Source organism: Paenibacillus sp. JT22N1, assembly GCF_059692155.1.
In genome coordinates, this window is the sequence record NZ_JCAUAW010000011.1 from 42,090 (window position 1) to 64,659 (window position 22,570).

Consider the following 22,570-nt stretch of genomic DNA (forward strand, 5'->3'; position numbering starts at 1 on the left):
CACATATTTTCTTAACAATATTTGTATAAAATATATAAATAATAGACTACTCATTGGAGGTCATGCACAATGGACTCGTTAATTGAAATAGAAAAGAAAATAGAAGCTAAAAGAGATGAGCTTAACCATGCGGGAAACATGTACGAGCTGCGCTCCGAGTTCATATTGCGATTATCTGGTGAGTTGGACGAATTATTAAATACTTATCAACTACTTATAGCTTGTTAGTCTCTAGACCCTTCATAAATCTTTCGTGCAATAAGTTTAGGATCGAATTGCGCTGTTGACATATGGTCACCATGTGCTTGAATAAATCGATATAAACCCAATCGGCTTGACATATGCGGATGCCAGCCATAATCTGGATTGCCAAGTGGTATAGCAGTGTCTTCCATCAGATGGACATAGCTTTTGGGTACTTGCAGGCTGTAAAATTTCTTCAAGTCAAACTTTTCAAATAAGGGCCCGGCAGGTTCAGGTGTGACTTTTTTATAGAGCTGTTGAGCTTGCGCATAACTTGCTAGATTGGCAAAGGATTCTCTGAAAAGAGGAAACGGAAGCAATACTGTATTGTCCTTTGAGCTTTCTACGAGCTGCTTGAACATGGCTTTCATAGAGTGAGGAAACTCATCGGCAAGCGACCCACCATCTTTAATTACAAATGCGTTCATGAATACGAGTCTTTTCAGACGATCGGGAATAAGTTCTGCTACTTTTTGAACTAAACTGCCTCCAAAGCTATGTCCAACCAAAATAATATTCTTTAAATTGTGAGATGTTACGTAATCGGCGATGGACTTTGTCATCATCACATGTGTAGCAGCCTTGTTAGGGTCAGCGCCATGTCCTGGGTATTCAGGAACATAGACGGTATGGCCTTTTTTGCGTAATTCAGCAGCAATCCCTGCCCAAAAGCTTGCATCTGCCCATGAGCCGTGAATCAGAACAAAAGTGAGTGGCTGATCTCTTTCACGGAAATCATGTTCTAAATCCTGAGCCCAAGGAGCCTGAGCGATGTAAGGCCATGCGGGATGGTGAACTGGGGGTTGGTTAGGCTGCTGAAACGTCCAAGACTGGAGTGGTTGCGGCAGGTTTTCATAATTATAAGTCATTTAGGTCTTCCTCTCGAAGTTTATGCCTTAGTGTATGCCCAGAAGGCCCATTTGCCACAACAAAGCAAAATGACGTCCGAACTGGACTCTATTTTTGATTAGGAGGTACTTTATGGTAAGATGGGAGTTGTTTTTTCATATAATGGAGTAAAGTAGGTTCAAGTCGATGACACATAGGGATCAGAAGATTTATCGTTTCAGTGAAGCACCCATATGGGAGCTTCAGCGAACTTATTATGAAGAGCAGGGAATTGGTGCATGGCAGAGTGAAGAGGTTCCACAATACATAACCAGTAACCCAAGTATTGCGGTTGCCTATGCCGAGATCGTATTTGGATTTCTTCAAGATAGAGCGAGGCTTGGTTACACGTTGGAACCGGTGACGATACTGGAGCTTGGAGCGGGTTCGGGCAGGTTAGCCTATCATATCGTAAAGGAACTATGTGAGCTGAGGGATTATTCAGGTATAGTACTTCCACCGTTTCGATATGTGATGAGTGATCTGGCGTTCAAGAATATCGCCTTTTGGCAGCAGCACCGCAGCTTACTTCCCTTTGTGGAACAAGGGGTTCTGGACTTTGCACAATTTGATGCTGAGCTGGGTACCGAGCTTCATTTGACGCAATCTGGTGATCGAATTAGAACGGGTGACTTACAGCAGCCTCTGCTGGTTATTGCGAATTACTTTTTTGACAGTATTCCGCAAGAACTGATTTATGTAGATGAAAATAAAATTTATGAATGCATGGTTTCTTTGCATTTCCCAGAAGGTGATGCCGAACGTAGTGCTGCGGATATGCTGAAGAACGTCATTCCCGAGTATCATTATCGAAGAGCTGTTGAATATGAACAGGAATCATACCCTTATCGCGAGGTTGTAGGGCTGTATTCGCAGATGCTGGAGGATTCCCATATCCTCTTCCCGGCCGTTGGCCTGCAATGTTTGGAACGACTTGGTCTGCTCTCGCAAGAGGGATTTCTCCTGCTCACTGCGGATAAAGGTGACCACCGAATTGAGAACTGGGAATATAACGAACCTCCCAAGTTGATTCATCATGGAAGCTTTTCCTTGACAGCCAATTATCATGCCATTGGGTATGTTTTTGAGCAAAAGGGTGCCATGAGTTTATTCACATCACATCCCTATAACCATTTGAACATAGGCTGTATGCTTATGGTGCCAAATCCGCACAGTTATGGTCTTACACGCTTAGCCTATCGACGGTTTGTCGAGCGTTTTGGTCCGGATGATTTTTTTAGTATCAAAGAATGGTTTGATTCGCATTTGGATCTCATGGAAATTAACCAACTCTTAGCTTTTTGGCGCTTGGGTGGGTATGATGCTCAATTGTTCCTCCAAAGCGCGAAGCGCCTCTCGAATCTTATTCCTACGTGTGATGAAGAAGAATTATCGGACATTCGACAAGGTATACTTCTGATGTGGGATGGGTATTATCCGATGGAATTAAACCGTGACTTAGCTTTGGACTGCGCTATGATATTGTATCAAATGGATATGTACAAAGATGCTTTGCTATTCTACGAACGGACCAACAATGAGTACAGAAATGACGCTTCGGTGCTTTATGAGATGGCCATTTGCTATTACGAAGTCGGTGAAGATGCTGCTGCTAGGGAATTTGCTTTTAATACCATAGAATTATCACCAGAACATGAAGGTGCTTTAGCGCTTATGACGCTGTTTCCATCATTGTGATTTTGCAAAGAATATATAATAAAAGTGGTGAGTTTTTTTGGAGGAGCAGCGGCTGAGAGCCAAAGAATTATTCGATTTGTATCGAGGGCATTTTTTTCAAATGCATCGTGAGGGTGTTTTCGAAGAATATAAAACATACGAAATAGAAGGTCAAATCGAAATTGACTGGTACAACGAATGGATTGATAACTACACGAATCAACTATCGATAAGAGACTGGGATGCGATTACAAACTTAGAATCACTAGCAAAATATTATCAGGATTCACGAATTCTTGACAATGTGATTGCCTTTGCTTCGCGCCATATTATGGGAGCCGATAGTATCGTTAAGCTTATGTACGCCGAAAAACTAATGGAGATAATCAAATCCTCAAAGAAGGTAGTTTCTAGAGAAATAAGGTATACGGCCTATCAACTTACCTATAAGATTCTAGAAGATATTATGTCAAAACCATTGATAATTGACCCAGGACATGAGCTGTATCAATATAACCTAAAAGACAAGAAATCGCTTAACAGCAGGGCTAAAAAAAGCATGGACGAGATTAGAAATGTTCGTGAATAAGATAAAAGGGATGTTAATACGTCTTCCTCCAAAGATTGAACCAACCCACACTGCAGATCACGCACATGGCGGTGATGGCCATTAAATCGAACCATTCCTCTTGCAGCAAGTGCAGGATGTCTGGTTCTTTTTTTAACTGTAAGACTGCTAACTGGGCTAATAAGCCGGCGATGGCAACTTCAATCCAGGGCATTTTTGTAATGAATTCTTCCATTTTAGAGGAAAATAAAAAGATGAGACATAAAGCCGGCAATACACCCATAGCGATGAATAATAAGTTATCTGATAGCCTTGCTGTCAGCAAGATACTATCAATACTCATGATTAAATCTAAAGCTGCAACACTGCTGAAGATGAACAGATAGGTAAAATGTCTTCTCATCATTTTCTTAGGCATGACCATCCGAATAGCAAAGAAGAACATAATGAGGGCCGTTGCAACATTGATGTATGGCACATCTGACATCGATTGTACACATGCAATATATAGAATACGAAACAAGCAGAGGAGCATAAAAAGATAAAATGTGATTCTACCTCTGAGATTATATTTATGAAGGGTAAGTTGTATCATAATCGCGTTATCGATATTCGTGAATAAATTGTACATGAAGATAATGAACCAATCCTGCATAATGGTTGTCCTCTCATGTAAATAACTCAAGCCTGTCCGTCGGATGCTAAGATCATTATATGTGTCTACTACCAAAATAAACCAAATACTTCATAAGGAGATGAGATGGATAAAGGAAACCAATTAGAGTTCACGAATATAACTAAAACTACAGATAGAAATGAGAATTCTCAAATGAATATTAAAGACCTACATGAAATAGCCAAAAAGCTCAATCAAAGTCAAATTCAATATTCCCTTGGTGGGAGCGGTTTGCTGTATTATTTGGGTCTCATCGATAAAGTTAATGATTGGGATATTGTTGTGGAATGCCCAAAAGATAAACTGATTGAGGTTTTAGACGATTTACCATGGATGGAACTTAAAAGTGGAGACTTTCCATATGCAAGTGAGTTTCGCATCCATGTTCCCTCTTTACATATTGATTTTATTGGCTCCTTCGCATTGCAAAACACCAAAGGAACAGTGAAGTTTCCCATTGAAAATGCCGCAATATGGCATGGTGTCCAAGTCAGTCACCCTGAAATATGGTGTGTTGCCTATCAAATGATGGGTAGGAAGTATAAAGCAGATCTCTTATTAAACTATCTTAAAGGGAATCGTATAAATAAACAGTTGATGCTGAATTTTATTGGTAATGATCGTTTAGATGACCGCTTTAAACAAGAATTAATATCGGTCATGGAGCGGAAGTAAAGTCTTTTTTTTAATTGTAAAATCATCTGCAACATAATTTGACTGCTCAACGTTATGTAAGTAACTCAGAAACGGGTTATACAAAAACATGCCCAAAGGAGACAGAGCTGATGAAAAAAATAGCCGCTTTAACGTTAACAACCTTATTGTGCAGTAGTTTGACGTTCGGTTCAGCTTTTGCTTTTTCTGATTTAGATGACGGACAAGCAGAATCCATTCTAGCCTTAAAAGACCGCGGTGTCGTAAGTGGGATCGATCAGGAGCACTTTGTTCCTAAAGGGAAAATTAGTTATGCACAGAGCGTGCAAATGATTGTAAAAGGCTTGGACCTGAACTTAGATTTAATGCGTTTCAAGAAACAGCCGGAAGCAACGGACATGTATTCGAACATCTCCAATGATGCCTGGTATGCGGACGCTTTTATCATTGCGCATTATCACGGATTGCAGATTCCTAAGGATGTGAACCCGAATGCGACGATTACTCGCGAACAATTTGGGGACTTATTAGTTCGTGCGTTAGAAAAGAAAGGCAATTTCCCGCTGGTCAAAATGTTCATCATGATCAAGGATGAGGATCAAATTACGCTTGATTATCAGGGCACTTTACAGAGATTACTGCTTTACAAAATTACTGCCCTTGATAAGGACGGTAAGTTTAATCCTAAAAGTGAGCTCACGCGGGGTGAAGCAGCAAGTTGGCTCTATAATGCTATCCGCGTAATGGAAGCTAATATTCAAAAACCGGCTCCTACTGAAGAAGTAGCGGTAAAGGTTGAGAAAGTAAATGATGATGTTAACAAGGTAACACTGTCCAGAGGAGATAAACCTAACTCAGGTTACGGTATTGAAGTTAATGCGATTCAGTTTAACGAAGATGGTCAGGCTGTCATTACGTATACATTGCTCGACCCGAAACCTGACATGATGTATGCCCAGGTGATTACCGAAGCGAAAACTGTCACTTATATTTCATCCAAGTATAAGGTAACAGCTGAACCTGCTCCTTCGAAATAAATATCTAGCATGTAAAAAAGTGCTGCAACCTTTCAAAAAAGGTGTCAGCACTTTTTTGTGTGTTAAGGTATCAAACGTATTGACAACTCATAAAGAGATGAACTATTCTGTAAGAAAGCGTTTGCCCCAAACATCAGGATAACGTTTGGGCAAAAGTTGGATATAAGGTTTAGATAGAAGGAGCTGTATGAATTGCCTACTCTCAAAGATATTGCAGATTTAGTCGGAGTTTCCATTTCAACAGCCTCACGTGTGGTGAGAAATGATACCAGCAGGCACATCAACCCGGAGACGAAGGCCAAGGTTTGGGAGGCTGTTCGTCAATTGAATTACACACCTAATGAATCGGCACGTCACCTTGTAAACAAACAAAAGGTAGAGAAAAAGCAGACGAAGCAAATTGGCTGCATCATTCAAACGGCTCGTCTGAACGACGATCACCCTTATTACTCGCCAATCATTACTGCGTTTACCAAGAAAATATTGGAATCCGGTTATTCTTTGGGTTTCATGCATACATCAGATGAACTCAAAGACGAAGCGCTGCTGCATCGTTGCGTACATGACATACAAGTCGATGGCATTATTATCGTTGGCGAAGTAGGGCGCGAGATCGTTGACTATTTGCTAAAAGTGGATGATCTAGCACTGATAGGTATTTGTACGAATGGTACGGAAATTACCATGGTTGATTACGATCGTATTCACGCCGCGAAGTCAGCTGTCGATCACCTCATTTCGCAAGGGCACCAATCGATTGGTTTTGTGGGCGGGCCAGGTCATACAAGTGAATTAAACAGCGAAGAGAGATTTCAGGGCTTTAAATTTGCCATGTATGATGCGGGTATTCCTTTAAACAAAGAATGGGTGATAGACACCCGATGGGAAATCGACCGCAGTTATGAGAGTATCATGGAGCGCTTGAAGCGAACAGAGCTGGAACGACCTACGGCGATTTTTTCGGCGAGTGACCAATTAGCGATTCCTGCTATGCGAGCTGTCATTGAGAACCAATTGCGTATTCCAGAGGATATTGCTTTCATCTCGATGGATAATATTGATTTTGCCCAATATACAACACCGCCGTTATCGTCGGTTCATGTACCAAAAGTCGAAATAGGCACAACAGCAGCTTCCACCTTGTTGGATATGCTGAATGGTGAGCAACCGCAGCTTTCCAAAGTGCTGCTTCCACATCGACTTATTGTGAGACAATCATCTGTATTTACCAGAAACTAATTTTTTTTGGTTGTCTGGATAACGTTATCCAGAATTTGGCGCCAAATATATTGGGCGAATTGAAGGGGGGTGAAATAAGTTTTCGGCGTATGTACGATTTGCATGTTCGATCATAAAAAAATGAAAAAAGGGTGATAGCGAAATGGTCAACAATACAAAAAAGGTTGTTCTCATCACAACGCTCATGTCGGCAATGGTTGTTGTAAGCGCTTGCGGTAATTCTGGTTCATCTAACTCTACATCCACAGATGCTCCCAAAACCGATGGAAAGGCTGCGGCCACAGCATCTGCTGAAAAAGTGACAATTACGTATGGCGGCTGGAGTATGGATACGATGACCGATGTCATCAAAGCGTTCCAAGCGAGTCACCCGAATATTGAAGTAAAAGCGGAGAATACGCCGTATAAACAATATTTCACCAAACTAGAAACGGCAGCTCAAGGCGGGACAATGCCTGACGTACTTTGGATGAATGGTCCTAATTTCGTCAAGTATGCAGGTAACGGCATGTTGAAGGATTTGACAGAGACGATCAAGACCGACCAGTTAGATCTCACCAAATATCCAACCTCGCTGGTTTCGCTCTATAGTCTGGGCGGCAAAAATTATGGAATTCCTAAAGACTTTGACACGATTGGCTTATGGTACAACAAAAAGCTGTTCGATGATAAAGGGATTCCTTATCCTGACGGCACGTGGGATTGGAGCAAGTTAACGGAAGCAGCTAAGAAATTAACAGACCCTGCTAAAGGCATATATGGCTTCGCGGCTCCAATGATGAATCAGGAGGATTTCTATAACACTATTCTTCAGGCTGGCGGCTATGTCATTTCGGAAGATCATAAGAAATCAGGCTTTGATCAACCGGAAGCAATTGAAGGTTTGAAGTTTTTGACGGATCTGATTCAAGTGCATAAAGTATCTCCGACGCTAGCTCAGATGACGGAAACTGCACCAGCAGATATGTTCACCTCAGGCAAACTTGCTATGTATTTTGATGGTTCTTGGGCAGCGTTTACCATCAATCAAAACGCCGATATGAAAAACAAGGCAGACGTAGCCGTGCTGCCAAAAGGGAAAAAGCAAGGTGTTGTCATTCACGGTCTGGGTCATGTGATATCCGCCAACTCCAAACATCCGAAAGAAGCATGGGAATTCGTTAAATTCCTTGGCTCCAAGGAAGCGGCTGAAATTGCTGCGAAACAAGGTGGAGCGATTCCGGCGTACAAGGGCAGCGAGACTTCTTGGTTAGCTACATTCCCTCAATATAAAGCAAAAGCTTTCATTGATATGGCAGAGTATGCAACTCCGTACCCTGTATCCAAAAATACTTCGGTTTGGAATACTTACGAAACAGAAATTTTGAAAAATGCATGGACGGGAGATAAACCGGTAGCTGATGCGGCCAAAGAGCTCGGAGCTAAGATGAACCAAGCATTAGCAGCAGAAAAATAAGGCTCAGGGGATCCGTTTCGGAAAGCAACGTTCCCAAACGGATCTCCTTCCCCAATTCCACTCATAGGAGAGTGAGTAAACATGCGATTCAGCTCGAAGCGTTTATCTGATTGGAAGTGGGCATATATCATGATTATGCCACTCATGCTTGGCTTACTGGTATTTTATATTTGGCCTGTATTCCAAACCTTTTATTTTTCCTTTACGGAATGGGGGGCTTTTGGCAAATACACCTGGACTGGCTTGGCGAATTACAAGATGCTGTTTACGGATAAAGAACTACTTCAAGCTATCCGGAATACAAGCATATATATCATCCTAGCAGTGCCGATCGGGATCATCCTGTCCATCCTGCTGGCTGTTCTGCTAAATCAACAGGTCAAAGGGTTGTCCATATACCGTACAATGTATTTTCTTCCGGTCGTAACCATGCCGGCCGCGATCGCAATGGTCTGGAAATGGCTGTACAACTCTGATTTCGGTTTGATCAATTACTTACTTGGTTTATTGTCAATTCCTGGTCCACACTGGTTGACGGATAATCGCACGGCGTTATTATCGATTATTATTGTTGCTATATGGTGTTCCATTGGCAGCCACATGATTATATTTCTTTCTGGACTTCAAGGTATCTCAGCTTCCTACTATGAAGCCGCATCCATTGACGGTGCGGGGCCTGTAACCAAATTTATGCGTATTACGATACCTCTCTTGACGCCAACCATTTTTTTCGTACTGGTCACTTCACTGATTGGCGCCTTTCAGGTATTCGACTTCATATATATGATGGTAGGCGATATCGTCATGGAATCTACGCAGTCGATTGTGTTCTTATATTATAAATACGGCTTCTTGAAAAATAACAAGGGCTACGCGTCATCAATCGCTGTCCTGCTGTTTACCATTATTATGATAATTACGTATATTCAAATGAAAATTCAGAAGAAATGGGTTCACTACGAATGAGGGGGGCAGCTGTATGAACACCAAATTCCATCAACGAAAATCGGTTCAGACCGGGTTCATTCATCTTATTCTTATCCTAGGTGCTGTCATCATGGTAACTCCCTTCATCTGGATGTTTCTTACTTCGGTGAAAACGTTAGGAGAGTCAACAGCGATACCTCCAGTTCTACTTCCTAAAACGTTTCAATGGAGCAATTACACGAAGGTATTTTTGAACTTGCCATTTTTCACTTTTTACTGGAATACATTTATTACAACGGTAATAAAAGTAATCGGCCAATTAATCATTTGCTCACTAGCTGCTTATGCGTTTGCCCGAATTAGCTTTCCGGGGCGTCATTTCTTTTTCATTCTGATGCTGTCCGTACTTATGGTGCCGGGTCAAGTATTTCTCATTCCGCAGTATATGATTATGAAAGACTTAGGGTGGCTCAACTCGCTTACAGCACTCATTGTTCCAGGTTTATTCAGTGCTTTCGGCACATTTCTACTGCGCCAATTTTTCATGACACTGCCGCACGAGCTGGAAGAAGCAGCTAAGCTCGATGGCTGCAATCAATTTCGTATTTATTGGCAGATCATGCTGCCATTGGCAAAATCGGGGATGATCGCCCTCGCCATTTTCACCATGCTGTGGTCGTGGAACGATCTGATGTGGCCGCTCATCGTCAACAGCTCACCAGACAAAATGGTGCTGTCTGCGGGCATTGCGTTCCTCCAAGGCGAGCATAAAACGAATTATACAATTATTATGGCAGGCTCTATGATGGCCATTTTGCCTATGATTATTATCTTCTTTATTTTCCAACGCTCATTTATTCAAGGAATTGCTTTTACAGGCAGTAAGTCCTAACAGACATCATAAGGAGAGAGACCAACTATGCAAAAAGTTACAGCCATTCTACTGGGAGCCGGCAATCGCGGTGCCCAAGCTTATTCGCCTTACGCGCTTAATTATCCTCACGAGCTTGATATTGTCGCAGTAGCGGAGCCGGATCAGGAAAGGAGGGCAGCTTTTATTGCTGCTCACCGAATTCCACAGGAGCATGCCCATGCGGATTGGGAAGAGCTTTTGGCCCAGCCGAAGCTGGCGGATATCGCCATCATTTGTACGCAGGATCAGATGCATTATGAACCGACATTGAAGGCGCTTGAGCTTGGTTATCACGTCCTTCTCGAAAAACCGATGTCTCCAAGTCCAGAAGAATGCGTCGAAATGGAGCGTATGGCTAAAAAGCATAATCGCTTGCTGACGATATGCCATGTACTGCGTTATACGGCGTTCTGGACAGCGATGAAACGTGTCATCGATGAAGGAAAGATTGGACAAATTGTATCCATTCAACTCAATGAGAATGTCGGCAATATGCATATGGCGCACAGCTTTGTACGCGGCAACTGGAATAACTCGGACACTTCGAGTCCGATGATCTTGGCTAAATCGTGCCACGATATGGATATTTTATCGTATATCATGGGCGAGCCTTGCGAGCGTGTGAGTTCATTCGGATCACTTATGCATTTTAATGCGGAGAACGCACCAGAAGGCGCGCCTGCACGTTGTCTCGACGGCTGTCCGGCGGAAGCCAGCTGTCAATACTTTGCGCCCAAATATTATTTGGGTACCGGAAAGAACTGGGCAGCGAAGTTCACAACAGATACTAGCTTAGAGGGCATACTTGAGGCGCTGCGCACAACGCCATACGGCAAATGCGTGTACCGCAGCGATAACAATGTCGTTGACCACCAGGTAGTGAATATGGAATTTGCCAGCGGGGCTACCGCGATGTTCAGCATGTGCGGGTTTACGCGGGATAATACGCGCATTGTGCAAGTCATGGGAACGAAGGGTGAAATCAGAGGAAACATGGAAGAGCATACATTCACTGTAACTGATTTTGTGACGAATGAGCAGAATGCGATTCATGTCCATGCATCCGAAGAAGGGCATAGCGGCGGCGATGTGGGCATAGTGCGCAGTTTTCTTCGCGAGGTTCGTGGATACGCAGGGGGAGAAAGTGAATCATCCGCGGCTGCTTCTGTGCGAAGCCATCTGATGGCGTTTGCTGCTGAGGAATCGCGTGTGAATGGCGGAAAGCCGATTGAAATCGAGCAATTCTACAAGACATTAGTCAAGGCATAATGAGAAAAGAACGCAAGCGGCCTTGGTATTAGGCTGCTTGCGTTCTTTAATAGATATAGGTGGACAATAGCTCTTTAAGTTAAGAAGGAGGATAGTAAATTAAGGTTTTATAGACGGCTTTAGCGTTAGATGTATTCGTATACGTATGGGGCCGATCTGCTGTGAAGTGAATGGCATCGCCAGCTTTGAGTGTATAGCTTTCTTGGGAAATGGTTAGATCCAGACTTCCTTCTACCATGAGAATGTATTCTTCAACGCCCTCATTATGAGGTTCGGAGGCATGGCTGCAGTCACGATCCATTTCGACCGTATAAATTTCAAAGCTCTTTTGAGGGTGAAAAGGGAAGAGCGGGAATGCGCGATACTGTCCATCTTCCTCTTCAAATGGAGAAAGCCCGGCTGCGCGGACAACCGTGATCTTCGGTTCGGTATCTTCGATTAGACTTGTAAACGAAATTTGTAAGCCGCTCACAATTTTCCAAAGTACGGAAATCGTCGGATTCGAATCTCCTCGTTCAATTTGCCCCAACATCGCTTTGCTGACACCAGTCAGATCAGCGACTTGATCTAAGCTTAGTCCTCTTGTTTTGCGAATGCTTAAAAGCTTTCGACCCACCATTTTATGAATCGGTTCGTTCATTTCAGGTCCTCCAATATTTATTTTCCGTTTTGTCAAATTGCCTATTTACAATATAACATACGTTTGTATAATATGGTATATATAGATAGTAAAACGCACGTTTGTGCATTATATTAAACTAAACTTGGGGGAACGATAATGGGCGCTACCATGATTGGACTGGTTAAAGAGCACAGAGGACCTGGTGCCATACTGAAAGAAGTTCCTATTCCGACTTGCGGAGCCGATGAGGTTCTTGTCAGCATTAAAGCAACATCAATTTGCGGAACAGATTTACATATTTACAATTGGGATGCCTGGGCAGACAAAACCGTTGTAACGCCGAATGTCTTTGGTCATGAATTCGCAGGCATTGTTGTGGAAGTCGGAGAACGGGTCAAGGGTGTAACAATCGGTGACTATGTTTCTGCGGAAGGCCACATGGTATGTGGTACTTGTAAAGCATGCCGGACGGGAAATGCGCATGTTTGCCCGAATACCATAAGCTTCGGGATTACGGCACCTGGCTGCTTTGCCGATTATGCCGTTGTGAAGGCAAGCAACATTATTCATAATGCTCCTGATCTTCCGTTTGAAATCGCTTGCTTGCAGGACCCACTTGGTAATGCAGTGCAAACGGTTCTGTCTGGCGACATTGTAGGAAAGTCAGTTGCCATTATTGGTGTGGGCCCGATTGGCTTATTGGCCATTCAAGTAGCAAAGGCTTGCGGAGCAGGAGCTATTTATGCCGCGGATATTAACCCTAACCGTTTGGAGCTCGCTCAAAAAATGGGTGCGGATTTTACGATTAACGCCATGGAAACGCGTATATCCAAAGCTCTCCGAGAAATGACGGATGGAGAAGGCGTTGATGTTGTTCTTGAAATGTCCGGTAATCCTCAGGCTATCGTAGACGGCTTTGAAGCTGCGGCCAACGCGGGCAGAGTGTCCTTACTCGGCATTCCAACCAAAGAGGTGAGCCTGGACCTTACGAATCAAATTATTTTTAAAGGGCTGCGCGTTGAAGGGATTACTGGGCGAAAGATGTACGAAACTTGGTATCAAATGAAGGGATTGCTAAACCAGAAGCGAATTGATTTGGCAGCGGTTATCACACATAGATTTACATTAGATCAGTATGAGGAAGCCTTCCGGTTAATGAATCAAGGTCAATGCGGCAAAATAGTATTTACACACTAACGCAAAACTCCAAAGCGGATGCTTACGAAGTAAGTTTTGCTCCGCAAAACTCCAAAGCGGGTGCTTACGAATTAAGTTTTGCTCCGCAAAACTCTGAGGAGGTTCACATGAACTATTTGAATGATTTGGCAGCGGATATCGAAGGGTGGAAGCGAGAAGGAAGATACCGCTCCATTAAAGTATGGGAAAGCGGTTCTGACTCCTGGATGTACCTAAATGGTAAGAAAGTTCTTCAGATGTCTTCCAATAATTATTTGGGCTTGACCCATCATCCGAAGCTTAAGGAAGCTGCGATCGCAGCTATCGAGAAGTATGGGGTTGGCAGCGGTTCTGTGCGAACGATTACGGGAACTCTCGATATACACGAGGAACTGGAGATCGAGCTAGCCAAGTTTAAAGGCACTGAGGCGGCCCTTGTGTTTCAGTCCGGTTTTACAACGAATCAAGGCGCATTGTCAGCTGTTCTTGGACCGGACGATGTGGTGATTAGCGATGAGCTGAATCACGCGAGTATTATTGATGGCATTCGCTTAACGAAGGCGAGCCGCAAAATTTTCGCTCACAAGGACATGAATCAGCTTGAAGCCATTTTGAAAGAAACGCAAAAGCATCGTAAACGCGTAGTTGTGACAGATGGTGTATTCAGTATGGATGGCGATATCGCGCCGCTTCCTGACATTGTTCAACTAGCAGAAGCCTATGACGCTATTGTGTATGTGGATGATGCCCACGCGAGCGGAGTGCTTGGAACGAACGGTAAAGGTTCGACAGACCATTTCGGTCTTCATGGAAGAGTGCATATCCAAATAGGCACCTTATCCAAAGCAATCGGAGCCGTAGGTGGCTATGTTGCCGGTGCCCAGCTCTTGAAAGAGCATTTGATTCATACGGCACGGCCATTTCTGTTCAGTACCTCTCAACCGCCTGCGATCGCAGCAACGTGCTTGGCCGCTATTCAAGTGCTTAAGGAAAGCACGGATTTAGTAACAAAGCTCTGGGACAACGCGAATGGATTCCGAGCATCTTTACAGCAGTTAGGCTTTGATACGGGCGCAAGTGAAACTCCTATCATTCCGATCATAATAGGCGATCCAGCACAAACCATGCGCTTTTCGGATCGTTTGCTGGAAGAAGGCGTGTTCGCCCAAGGAATCATCTATCCGACGGTTGCCATGGATAAGGACCGAGTACGGCTTATTGTAACGGCTCAGCATACAAAGGAAGACTTATCTTTTGCCTTAGATAGATTGCAGAAGGTCGGTCAGGAGTTCGGATTGATCTAGTAAAAAGTAAAAAGTAAAAAGTAAAAAGTAAAAAGTGCTGACAACCTTTGAACAAGGGTGGCAGCACTTTTTTTGTGCTTTTGGAACCATACCATTTGGATATGTCCGACTCTTAATCTCTCACATAGGATATATCATCCTATTTTTATGGAGGTGAGAGAAATGAAAGTGAACTATTTTACGTTAACTTTGGGTTTATTAGGAGCAGCCAAACTGATATTAAACGCTTACGGATTAGATATTATTAAAGACGATGAGATGAATGCGATTGCTAATGGCGTAGCGGCTGTCTTAACTGTATTCGGGGTTTACACCAACCATCAAAAACCTCTCTAAATATGGATGCTCAGGGCGATAACATGCTGGGGAATTGAGGGCTTATTCCAAATGGGATAAGCTTTTTTATTTTCTCATCGAGGTAGGAACATGGACTACGTCGCAGCAGGGGAATACTAACGAGGCAATCAGTGGAAATGAAACCTTAGTTCTTTATTCACTCGGAAATTTTCTATCCGCTCAGAGTGAGTTGCATACAAGAATTGGAGAGATGGCATCCATTGATGTTGTCAAAACCAAAATGTAAGATAAATCCACTATTAAATTGAGCAAGCCGAGTTTTCATCCAACTTACAACTATTATCTTAATTGGCGGCAATTCAAGATTATATCAATGGACCGCTTAACTAATGAACAGCTAAATAATGCTAGTTCTCACTATGAACAGACGAAAAGACATATGAGCACTTCTATACAAGATTTGCTTATCATTACATCCAATTAAGCAATTTATGAGATTTGGCGAATGATAATAATTCGTTACCTGTTAGTACATAATTAAATAAGACGCTAAGGAAAGGAGCAATGAACATGGGTGACAACGGTCCAATCAAACCAAATGGGTCTCAACATGCTGAGAAATCAAATGATCCGGGAAAACAGGGAAGATCGGCAGCAAAGAAAAAATCAAAGTAATTGGTGGAGCATTAGTAAAGAAGCTTGATTGGCAAGGTTTAATAAAATGATCGTTGGTAATATCAATCACGGCTGCAGAGAGCAGGCGTGATTATTTGCGTTATTACAAAATAAGTACAATAATAAATTATTTATAGTTGCTTGACATAAGTAAGTTAAGTACAGTATGATACGAACATAAAGTTTATGACTTTAAAAAAGTTAGTGATGGGGGGGAGCGGAGCTAAAGTGAAAAATAATTATCAGATTGGCGCATTGATATTAAGAGTGCTGTTAGGAATTACCTTTTTTGCTCATGGTGTTGCTAAGTATCAAGGAGGTATTGGCAATATTGCAGGTTGGTTCGACAGTATCGGTATTCCGGGTTTTATGGCCTATGTCGTGGCAACGATCGAACTAATAGGGGGCCTTGCACTGATTCTAGGATTCGGTACACGTGTTGTATCCGCACTTATGGTTATCATACTTCTAGTCGCTACTTTTAAAGTAAAATTAGCCGTCGGATTCTTCGGAAACGGTCAAATGGCCGGATACGAGCTGGATCTTTCGATGATTGGAGTTGCCATCTATCTTCTTCTGAATGGCAGTTATGTAATCTCAATTGATTCTTTGTTCAAAAAAGGTCAAAATCCAACACAGCCCTAACTAGTTAATTAATGAAAATAAGAAGTGACAGCTAGTCAGATATTGACTGCTGTCACGCGAAGCCCGCTCGATAAGCGCCGAAAAGGCGCTTACAGCCTGCCGCGCCGCGCGAAGCCCATTCGATAAGCGCAGAAGAGGCGCTTACAGTCTGTCACGCCGTGCGAAGGCTGCTCGATAAGCGCCGAAAAGGCACTTACAGCGAGTGCGTCGCCGCAAGTCCATTAGAATTCATTATCATTTCGTTTTCATAGTGCAATGATGGGTGGGTTTAGGGATTTGGTCGTAAGCAAATCAGGCCGCTTATTAGCGCGGGAAATCTATATCGGCTGCACTAACTTCGAGATTCCAATTTCGCAGCAGTCCAGTATATAAGTACGGACGGTAGCGAGGCCGTTGTTTTTATCTATTTGCATGCTCAGCAATTTGCATCTGAATTACCACGAATACAACTTCAAGGACTAGAACATGATGTTGACTATCAAGTAATGGGGATTGAAAACGAACCCCTACAATTCAAAGGTAAAAATTTAATGCATGCGGCTTGAAGGTTAGACTAACAGGTGATTTTGACAGTAAATTGATTCGATTGAAAAGAGTTTGAAGAAGGTTGAAGCCGCTTCATTTCCTTAACTGGGAAAGGAGCGGTTTTTTTCGGCAAGATTGAAGATTGTTAGATTTCTAAACATTTCGTTAGATCCTTCATATTCGGTGAGCCAAGGAAGCTTTATAATGATGACATTATGCCGAGAAATGGTTGAAGGAGGAACTTTTTTGTTTACTGATAAAAGTATCTATGTCAAAGATTATACACGTCCTTCTGAAGAGGACAGCGCAGCAGGAATCCGAGAAGCAATTAACAGAGCTACTGAGGTGGGTGCGGAAAGAGTCATATTTGAACCAGGTAGATATAGGTTGGTTTCCGTTAAGCTGTTAGAGACCGAGGGAATGGTACATGATGCAGGAAGCGGCAATCAACAATCGAAAGAATGCCATCTGCCAATTAACGATTCTAACGGATTAACACTGCAAGGCGCTGTCGGAAAAGACAGTGAACCAGCAACTGTACTGGTCGGTTACAATGACGAGGCTATTCATGGATATTTGCCATCGATCTTATGGTGTGAGGACAATGAGAACCTGTCGCTGCTGAATCTCGCGTTTACGAGAGAGCCTGAATTCGCATCTGCTGGAGTGGTCATAGCACGTACAGATACGTCGATTACAGTGAATGTCTTCGATGACAATCCATGCTATGAGGGAATGGGGACTTACTGCATGAACCGATTGGACCCCGTTACGGGGGCGCTGATTGGGGAAAGTGTCACTTATGGTGGCGGCGCAGACGCTGCTTGGAAGATGATAGATGAAAGGACGCTTATTTTGAACAGCGAGAGCGTGGCTTCCAAAGTTCGGCTAGGCGAACATCTTTCATGGCATCAAGGAGCACAAACGGATTTCCAAACTTATTTTGTTAGATGCAATCATCTCGAACTGAACAATTTACGTATGATGAATGCCAACGGTTTTTCAATGCTAGCAGAGAGCTGCCGCCATATTACAGCCGATCGGGTCGTTTTCAAGCCTGATGGGAACAGATTATTTACTGCACCACGAGACGCATGGAAGCTGTTTAAGTGCGGCGGGCGAATTGAGATCAGCTGGATGTATGTGGAAGGCGTCAGAATGGACGGGCAAAATATTCAAAGCAATTGGCTATTCTTTGGCAGCAGGCTTTCACAGCGCGAAGCGCTGTTCTTCGGGAAATATACGTTTGCCGCTTTGCTCGCAGGCAGCCATATAGAGTTTTACAATGGTGAACATATGGAGAAAAAGGTGATTGCTGGTTGGTCTCATGAAGGGAAACAGGAGAGCGGCCATCTATATCGCGTTCAATTCACACAAGATATTCCTGAATTTGCGGCCGAGGGAAGCCTATGTGCGGCTGATTATTGGGAGGCTGACAGCTATTCGTGTACCCACTCTGTGTTTGTCAACATTGCTGGAGCTGGGCATCTTGTCAGGAATGATCATGTTACGATTGCGAATTGCACATACCGAAACACGATGAATCCTGGGATTCTGCTTGGTGCTGAGCTGCCGATTCATGCCGAGGGAGGACATGCAACGAACATTCAAATCGTGGATTGCGAATTCGATCATTGCGGGTTTCATCCGCGATATGGCGCTGAGGGCTGCATTGGCATCAAATCCGCAGGCTTCGATGGGAAACATAATCGAAATATTACGATTACGGGGAATCTCTTTAAGAATTCGGCGATCGGCGTTCATGCCATTGATGCTGATGAAGTCGTGGTGAAGAATAACCGATTCGAAAATGTGGATCAACCCTTGGTTGTTGCACCGGGCATTACGGGTAGGATTGATTACGAATAACTGCGAAAGACGACCTTAGCAGGTAATATATTCCTGTCGATAAGCATGTTGATAGTAGTCTTGTAATCTATTTTTTGTAAAAGTAGACGTTGCAAGTGATATAATAGTCTTGTTGATTTACATATTCTGGTGTGTAGAAGGAGAGACAAGAATGAGTGCTATTCGATCCCTACCAAGAAGTCAGCCTGAGCGTCAAGGTATCGCGTCTTCCTCGATTAAGAGATTTCTACAAGAGGTTCAAGACCGCAGTCTAGAGCTTCACAGCTTCATGATCGTCCGACACGGGCACGTTGTTTCGGAAGGATGGTGGACTCCTTATTTGCCTGAACGTCCGCATATGCTGTTTTCTTTAACTAAAAGCTTTACGTCAACAGCCATCGGATTGTTAGTGGGAGAAGGGCGAGTCTCGCTCGATGACCAGGTTGTTTCCTTTTTCCCTGAGGATACGCCGCCAGAAGTTACACCGAATTTAGCTGCGATGACCATCCGACATTTACTCATGATGGGTACAGGTCATGCAGAAGATACGAGCGGAAAGATGCAGTCAACCGATAATTGGGTCAACAATTTCTTGAATTTGCCCGTGGAACATGAGCCAGGTACGCACTTCGTGTATAACAGTGGAGCTACTTATATGCTTTCGGCCATCCTGCAAAAGGTAACCGATCAAACGTTACTGGAATATCTGCAGCCACGACTGTTGGAACCGCTGGACATCCAAGGAGCCACTTCGGAAAGCTGCCCCCGCAGCATCAACATTGGTGGCTGGGGAATGAAGATCAAAACCGAGGATATTGCCAAGTTTGGACAGCTATATCTACAAAAAGGTCAATGGAATGGGAACCAGCTCATCTCTGAGATTTGGATAGAAGAAGCGACAACGAAGCAAATTTCCAATGACTCCAGCACCAAGAATGATTGGTCTCAAGGGTATGGGTATCAATTCTGGAGATGCCGTCACGGCGCTTATCGAGGCGACGGAGCTTTCGGGCAGTTCTGCGTTGTCCTCCCGGAGCAGGATGCCGTCATCGCGATAACGTCCGGAGTGAATAACATGCAGGACGTTCTTGATGCGATTTGGGAGCATCTGCTGCCTGCCATGAAATCCGAAGAGCTGCCTGTGGACAAGGAAGCCTCTGAGTCGCTAACCCATGTACTGCATGGACTGAAATTGGAGCCGCCACGAGTTCTTTCAAGCTCAACGCTGGAGACCGATATATCGGGAATCGAGTTCGAGTTAGAAGAAAATGATGAACAAATTAAAACATTATCTATTGATTTTACAGAGGATTCCGCCAACGTATCAATTGAAAATAACACCGGAAAACATACGGTTTACTTTGGTAGGAACCAATGGTATGAGGGAACGTATACGCTGCATATGAGACAGAAAAATGTAGCAGTAGGCTCAGTAACATGGCAGGATACAAATACGCTCTTGTTAACGTTAAGATACGTGGAAGCGCCATTTTGCGTGACTATAAAATGCACGTTTCATGATGGTAGCATACAACTACAGTTTCTACAGAACGTTTCGTTCGGCAATGAGGAACCTAAGTTGATTCTAGGAAAAGTTAGATGAACGATGGTTGAATAATAAAAAGGTCGGTCTGCCGCAGCAGACTGACCTTTTACTATTAAGGCACCAGATGATACCGATTATGCGGATCGCCATAATGCTGTGATGGAGCGCAGCTCAAATGTTATCATTTTCTACAATATTATGATTTTCCACACGCTGAAAACCCGCTATGTATAAGCTTTTTTTGAAAATAGGGGTGAATGCCTATGAAAAATAAAAGACATCTGAAAACGCTTTGTTTACGTTAAATGAAAGCGCTTTTATACTAGGCCGATAAAACATTTATAATACGTACTAAAAACAAACGTAAACCTATCGGAGCCGAAAGGCTCCTTTTTTATTTCTTGACAGTTGGCATGATATGGAATAATAATAAAAACAATAAAACGACTGGTCAGTCTTTATTATTTCATATTTTAGCACGAAGGAGGATTTAAATGAATTCTTTCCAAGGCAATTTAGATAAATATGCATCACTAGCCATACAATTAGGGGTCAACGTACAACCGGGACAAACATTGGTCGTCTTCGCTCCTTTAATATCGGTGGATTTCGTACGAAGATTGGTAAAACAAGCCTATGGGGTCGGCGCAAAGCACGTTTATGTCGAGTGGTTCGACGATGAAATTACTCGGTTAAAGTATGAACTAGCGCCCCATGAAGCATTGCTTGAGTACCCGATGTGGCGGGCAAAAGGGTATGAGGAATTAGCAGAAAATGATGCTGCATTTCTATATGTCGTGGCCAATAACCCCGATCTTATGAATGGTATTGACCCCAAACGCATTCAAACAGCTAGTAAAACATCCAACACTGCTTTGCGGGAACTGTCTGCCGCTAGGTTAACCAACAAAGTCAGTTGGTCGATTATCGCCGTTCCTTCACCTTCATGGGCGGATAAGGTATTTCCATCACTTCCCGAAGAAGCGCGGGTTGACGCCCTATGGAATGCCATCTTCGAAGCAACAAGAGTAGACCGGGAGGATCCGGTGCATGATTGGAAAGAACATTCAAGCACTTTAGACACTAAAGCAAATTGGCTTAATGAACGCCAATATAAAGCGCTTCATTACCGCGCTGATGGTACTGACATTACAGTAAGTTTGCCGCCTGAGCATATTTGGGTTTCGGCCGGTAATACCAACAGCAATGGCATCTCCTTTATAGCAAACCTTCCTACTGAAGAAGTATTTACATCTCCTTTAAAAAATGGCGTAAACGGAACCGTGAAAAGTACCAAGCCGCTTAGTTACAATGGCAATCTCATTGAAAACTTTTCATTAACATTCAAAGAAGGGCGAATTATTGATTTTAAAGCCGAGAAGGGGGAAGAAAATTTGAGAAGTCTCATTGAGATTGATGAGGGTTCGCACTATTTGGGTGAAATTGCTTTAGTTCCGTATCATTCGCCTATTTCTAACACAAATCTTATTTTCTACAACACGCTTTACGACGAGAATGCTTCATGCCATTTTGCCATCGGCAGAGCTTTTCCGTTCTGCCTGAATGGCGGAAAAGAGATGAGCCAACAAGATCTTCAAAATCATGGGCTAAACGAAAGCTTGACGCATGTAGATTTTATGATGGGTTCAGCAGACATGAATATTGATGGGATCTTGGAGAATGGGGAAAAAGAGCCGTTGTTCCGGAATGGAGATTGGGCGTTTTGACGTAATAACAGAAAAAAGGAGGTGCTGTATGTCACCTAAAGTTACGCAAGCTTATAAAGAAGAAAAAAGGGCGATTATCCTTGAGGGAGCGCTGCATTGTTTTATAGAAAAAGGATTTCAAGCTACGACTATTGATGATATCGTACGTCATTTGGGGATGAGCAAAGGCGCTATTTACAGTTACTTTTCCAGCAAAGAAGAGATGTATATCCAAATGGCCGACGATAAAATGAATGCGATGGTGGAGAACTCCAGTGAAGATTTCAAAAATATGCCAAGCGCGGCCGATCAAATACGTTATATGTTTGACCGATTCCGTCGACAATCGCTTGGTGAACTTCGCAAATGGCTAGCCTTTCATTTGGAGTTTATGCTGTATGCAGCACGCCAACCGGAATTAACGGAACGATGGAACCAGTATGCGAGTAAAGCTTTATTGTTCATGCAGGAAATTATGGAGGGTGGCATTAAGACAGGTGAGTTCCGTTCCGACCTTGATATTGCGGCAGCTTCCCGTTTATTCTGGTCAGTTAGGGATGGCCTTGCTTTGCAATTTATGCTTTGCGGTGAGGAAACCGACTATAAGTCCATGATTAATGAGATGGAAAAGAAGGTATTTCGCTATATCAGGGGATAATTCACTATGGAGGTAGAGGCA

The 22,570-nt window shown here is 43.2% G+C and carries 21 protein-coding genes and 1 pseudogene; 19 read left to right on the forward strand and 3 right to left on the reverse strand.

Features of this window, described 5'->3' with window-relative positions; all coding sequences use genetic code 11:
• Nucleotides 1-69 precede the first annotated feature (69 nt).
• Entirely contained in the window at nucleotides 70-228 is a 159-nt protein-coding gene (locus tag AC58UU_RS20995; RefSeq protein WP_497318646.1) for an aspartyl-phosphate phosphatase Spo0E family protein, read from the forward strand.
• Here AC58UU_RS20995 and AC58UU_RS21000 read toward each other — a convergent pair.
• Nucleotides 225-1,112 (reverse strand): alpha/beta fold hydrolase, encoded by an 888-nt coding sequence (locus tag AC58UU_RS21000; RefSeq protein ID WP_497318647.1) that lies wholly within the window; start codon nucleotides 1,110-1,112, stop codon nucleotides 225-227. The two genes, AC58UU_RS20995 and AC58UU_RS21000, sit on opposite strands and share 4 nt — an antisense overlap.
• A 166-nt stretch (nucleotides 1,113-1,278) precedes the next feature.
• Between AC58UU_RS21000 and AC58UU_RS21005 the strand changes: the two genes are divergently transcribed.
• Together AC58UU_RS21005 and AC58UU_RS21010 are read left to right on the forward strand one after the other, a co-directional pair.
• Complete coding sequence (locus AC58UU_RS21005; RefSeq protein WP_497318648.1) at nucleotides 1,279-2,829, forward strand: SAM-dependent methyltransferase; 1,551 nt, start codon at nucleotides 1,279-1,281, stop codon at nucleotides 2,827-2,829.
• A 37-nt stretch (nucleotides 2,830-2,866) separates the two neighbouring features.
• The gene (locus AC58UU_RS21010) at nucleotides 2,867-3,397 is read left to right on the forward strand and encodes a hypothetical protein (protein ID WP_497318649.1); all 531 of its coding nucleotides are present in this window, start codon (nucleotides 2,867-2,869) and stop codon (nucleotides 3,395-3,397) included.
• Nucleotides 3,398-3,410: 13 nt separating this feature from the next.
• On the opposite strand, the gene AC58UU_RS21015 is transcribed toward AC58UU_RS21010, so the two are convergent.
• Complete coding sequence (locus tag AC58UU_RS21015) at nucleotides 3,411-4,031, reverse strand: TerC family protein (protein WP_497318650.1); 621 nt, start codon at nucleotides 4,029-4,031, stop codon at nucleotides 3,411-3,413.
• Nucleotides 4,032-4,136: 105 nt separating this feature from the next.
• On the opposite strand from AC58UU_RS21015, the gene AC58UU_RS21020 reads away from it, so the two are divergent.
• The 7 genes from AC58UU_RS21020 to AC58UU_RS21050 all read left to right on the forward strand — a co-directional run bounded on the left by AC58UU_RS21020 (nucleotide 4,137) and on the right by AC58UU_RS21050 (nucleotide 11,547).
• Nucleotides 4,137-4,727: a hypothetical protein gene (locus AC58UU_RS21020; RefSeq protein ID WP_497318651.1), complete on the forward strand. Its 591-nt coding sequence runs from the start codon at nucleotides 4,137-4,139 to the stop codon at nucleotides 4,725-4,727.
• 110 nt (nucleotides 4,728-4,837) lie between these two features.
• Nucleotides 4,838-5,743 carry an S-layer homology domain-containing protein gene (locus AC58UU_RS21025; protein WP_497318652.1) on the forward strand — a complete coding sequence of 302 codons (906 nt, stop codon included), beginning with the start codon at nucleotides 4,838-4,840 and terminating at the stop codon, nucleotides 5,741-5,743.
• 192 nt (nucleotides 5,744-5,935) lie between these two features.
• Complete coding sequence (locus tag AC58UU_RS21030) at nucleotides 5,936-6,982, forward strand: LacI family DNA-binding transcriptional regulator (RefSeq protein ID WP_497318653.1); 1,047 nt, start codon at nucleotides 5,936-5,938, stop codon at nucleotides 6,980-6,982.
• Between the two features lie 142 nt (nucleotides 6,983-7,124).
• A complete protein-coding gene (locus AC58UU_RS21035; RefSeq protein WP_497318654.1) occupies nucleotides 7,125-8,438 on the forward strand; it encodes an ABC transporter substrate-binding protein in 1,314 nt (437 codons plus the stop codon).
• Between the two features lie 81 nt (nucleotides 8,439-8,519).
• Nucleotides 8,520-9,404 carry a carbohydrate ABC transporter permease gene (locus AC58UU_RS21040; RefSeq protein ID WP_497318655.1) on the forward strand — a complete coding sequence of 295 codons (885 nt, stop codon included), beginning with the start codon at nucleotides 8,520-8,522 and terminating at the stop codon, nucleotides 9,402-9,404.
• A gap of 13 nt (nucleotides 9,405-9,417) precedes the next feature.
• Nucleotides 9,418-10,257, forward strand: coding sequence for a carbohydrate ABC transporter permease (locus AC58UU_RS21045; RefSeq protein WP_497318656.1), 840 nt, complete (start codon nucleotides 9,418-9,420; stop codon nucleotides 10,255-10,257).
• 27 nt (nucleotides 10,258-10,284) lie between these two features.
• Nucleotides 10,285-11,547, forward strand: a complete 1,263-nt coding sequence (locus AC58UU_RS21050; RefSeq protein ID WP_497318657.1) for a Gfo/Idh/MocA family protein — start codon at nucleotides 10,285-10,287, stop codon at nucleotides 11,545-11,547.
• A gap of 79 nt (nucleotides 11,548-11,626) precedes the next feature.
• Here the strand turns inward: AC58UU_RS21050 and AC58UU_RS21055 are convergent, their stop codons facing one another.
• Nucleotides 11,627-12,187 (reverse strand): helix-turn-helix domain-containing protein, encoded by a 561-nt coding sequence (locus AC58UU_RS21055; protein ID WP_497318658.1) that lies wholly within the window; start codon nucleotides 12,185-12,187, stop codon nucleotides 11,627-11,629.
• Nucleotides 12,188-12,325: 138 nt separating this feature from the next.
• Here AC58UU_RS21055 and tdh point away from each other — a divergent pair, with 138 nt between their 5' ends.
• From tdh to AC58UU_RS21100, 9 genes and pseudogenes are all read left to right on the forward strand, one after another.
• Nucleotides 12,326-13,366, forward strand: a complete 1,041-nt coding sequence (tdh, locus tag AC58UU_RS21060; protein ID WP_497318659.1) for an L-threonine 3-dehydrogenase — start codon at nucleotides 12,326-12,328, stop codon at nucleotides 13,364-13,366.
• Between the two features lie 107 nt (nucleotides 13,367-13,473).
• A complete protein-coding gene (locus AC58UU_RS21065; protein WP_497318954.1) occupies nucleotides 13,474-14,649 on the forward strand; it encodes a glycine C-acetyltransferase in 1,176 nt (391 codons plus the stop codon).
• 162 nt (nucleotides 14,650-14,811) lie between these two features.
• Entirely contained in the window at nucleotides 14,812-14,985 is a 174-nt protein-coding gene (locus AC58UU_RS21070) for a hypothetical protein (RefSeq protein WP_497318660.1), read from the forward strand.
• Between the two features lie 864 nt (nucleotides 14,986-15,849).
• On the forward strand, nucleotides 15,850-16,266 hold the full coding sequence (locus tag AC58UU_RS21075) for a DoxX family protein (RefSeq protein ID WP_497318661.1): 417 nt from the start codon (nucleotides 15,850-15,852) through the stop codon (nucleotides 16,264-16,266).
• Between the two features lie 365 nt (nucleotides 16,267-16,631).
• Nucleotides 16,632-16,811: pseudogene (locus AC58UU_RS21080) on the forward strand (GH36 C-terminal domain-containing protein); the annotation flags it as partial.
• Nucleotides 16,812-17,037: 226 nt separating this feature from the next.
• Complete coding sequence (locus AC58UU_RS21085) at nucleotides 17,038-18,660, forward strand: right-handed parallel beta-helix repeat-containing protein (RefSeq protein ID WP_497318662.1); 1,623 nt, start codon at nucleotides 17,038-17,040, stop codon at nucleotides 18,658-18,660.
• Between the two features lie 151 nt (nucleotides 18,661-18,811).
• A complete protein-coding gene (locus tag AC58UU_RS21090) occupies nucleotides 18,812-20,242 on the forward strand; it encodes a serine hydrolase domain-containing protein (RefSeq protein WP_497318663.1) in 1,431 nt (476 codons plus the stop codon).
• 437 nt (nucleotides 20,243-20,679) lie between these two features.
• The gene (locus AC58UU_RS21095) at nucleotides 20,680-21,912 is read left to right on the forward strand and encodes an aminopeptidase (protein ID WP_497318664.1); all 1,233 of its coding nucleotides are present in this window, start codon (nucleotides 20,680-20,682) and stop codon (nucleotides 21,910-21,912) included.
• 28 nt (nucleotides 21,913-21,940) lie between these two features.
• Nucleotides 21,941-22,549 (forward strand): TetR/AcrR family transcriptional regulator, encoded by a 609-nt coding sequence (locus tag AC58UU_RS21100; RefSeq protein ID WP_497318665.1) that lies wholly within the window; start codon nucleotides 21,941-21,943, stop codon nucleotides 22,547-22,549.
• Nucleotides 22,550-22,570: the final 21 nt, after the last annotated feature.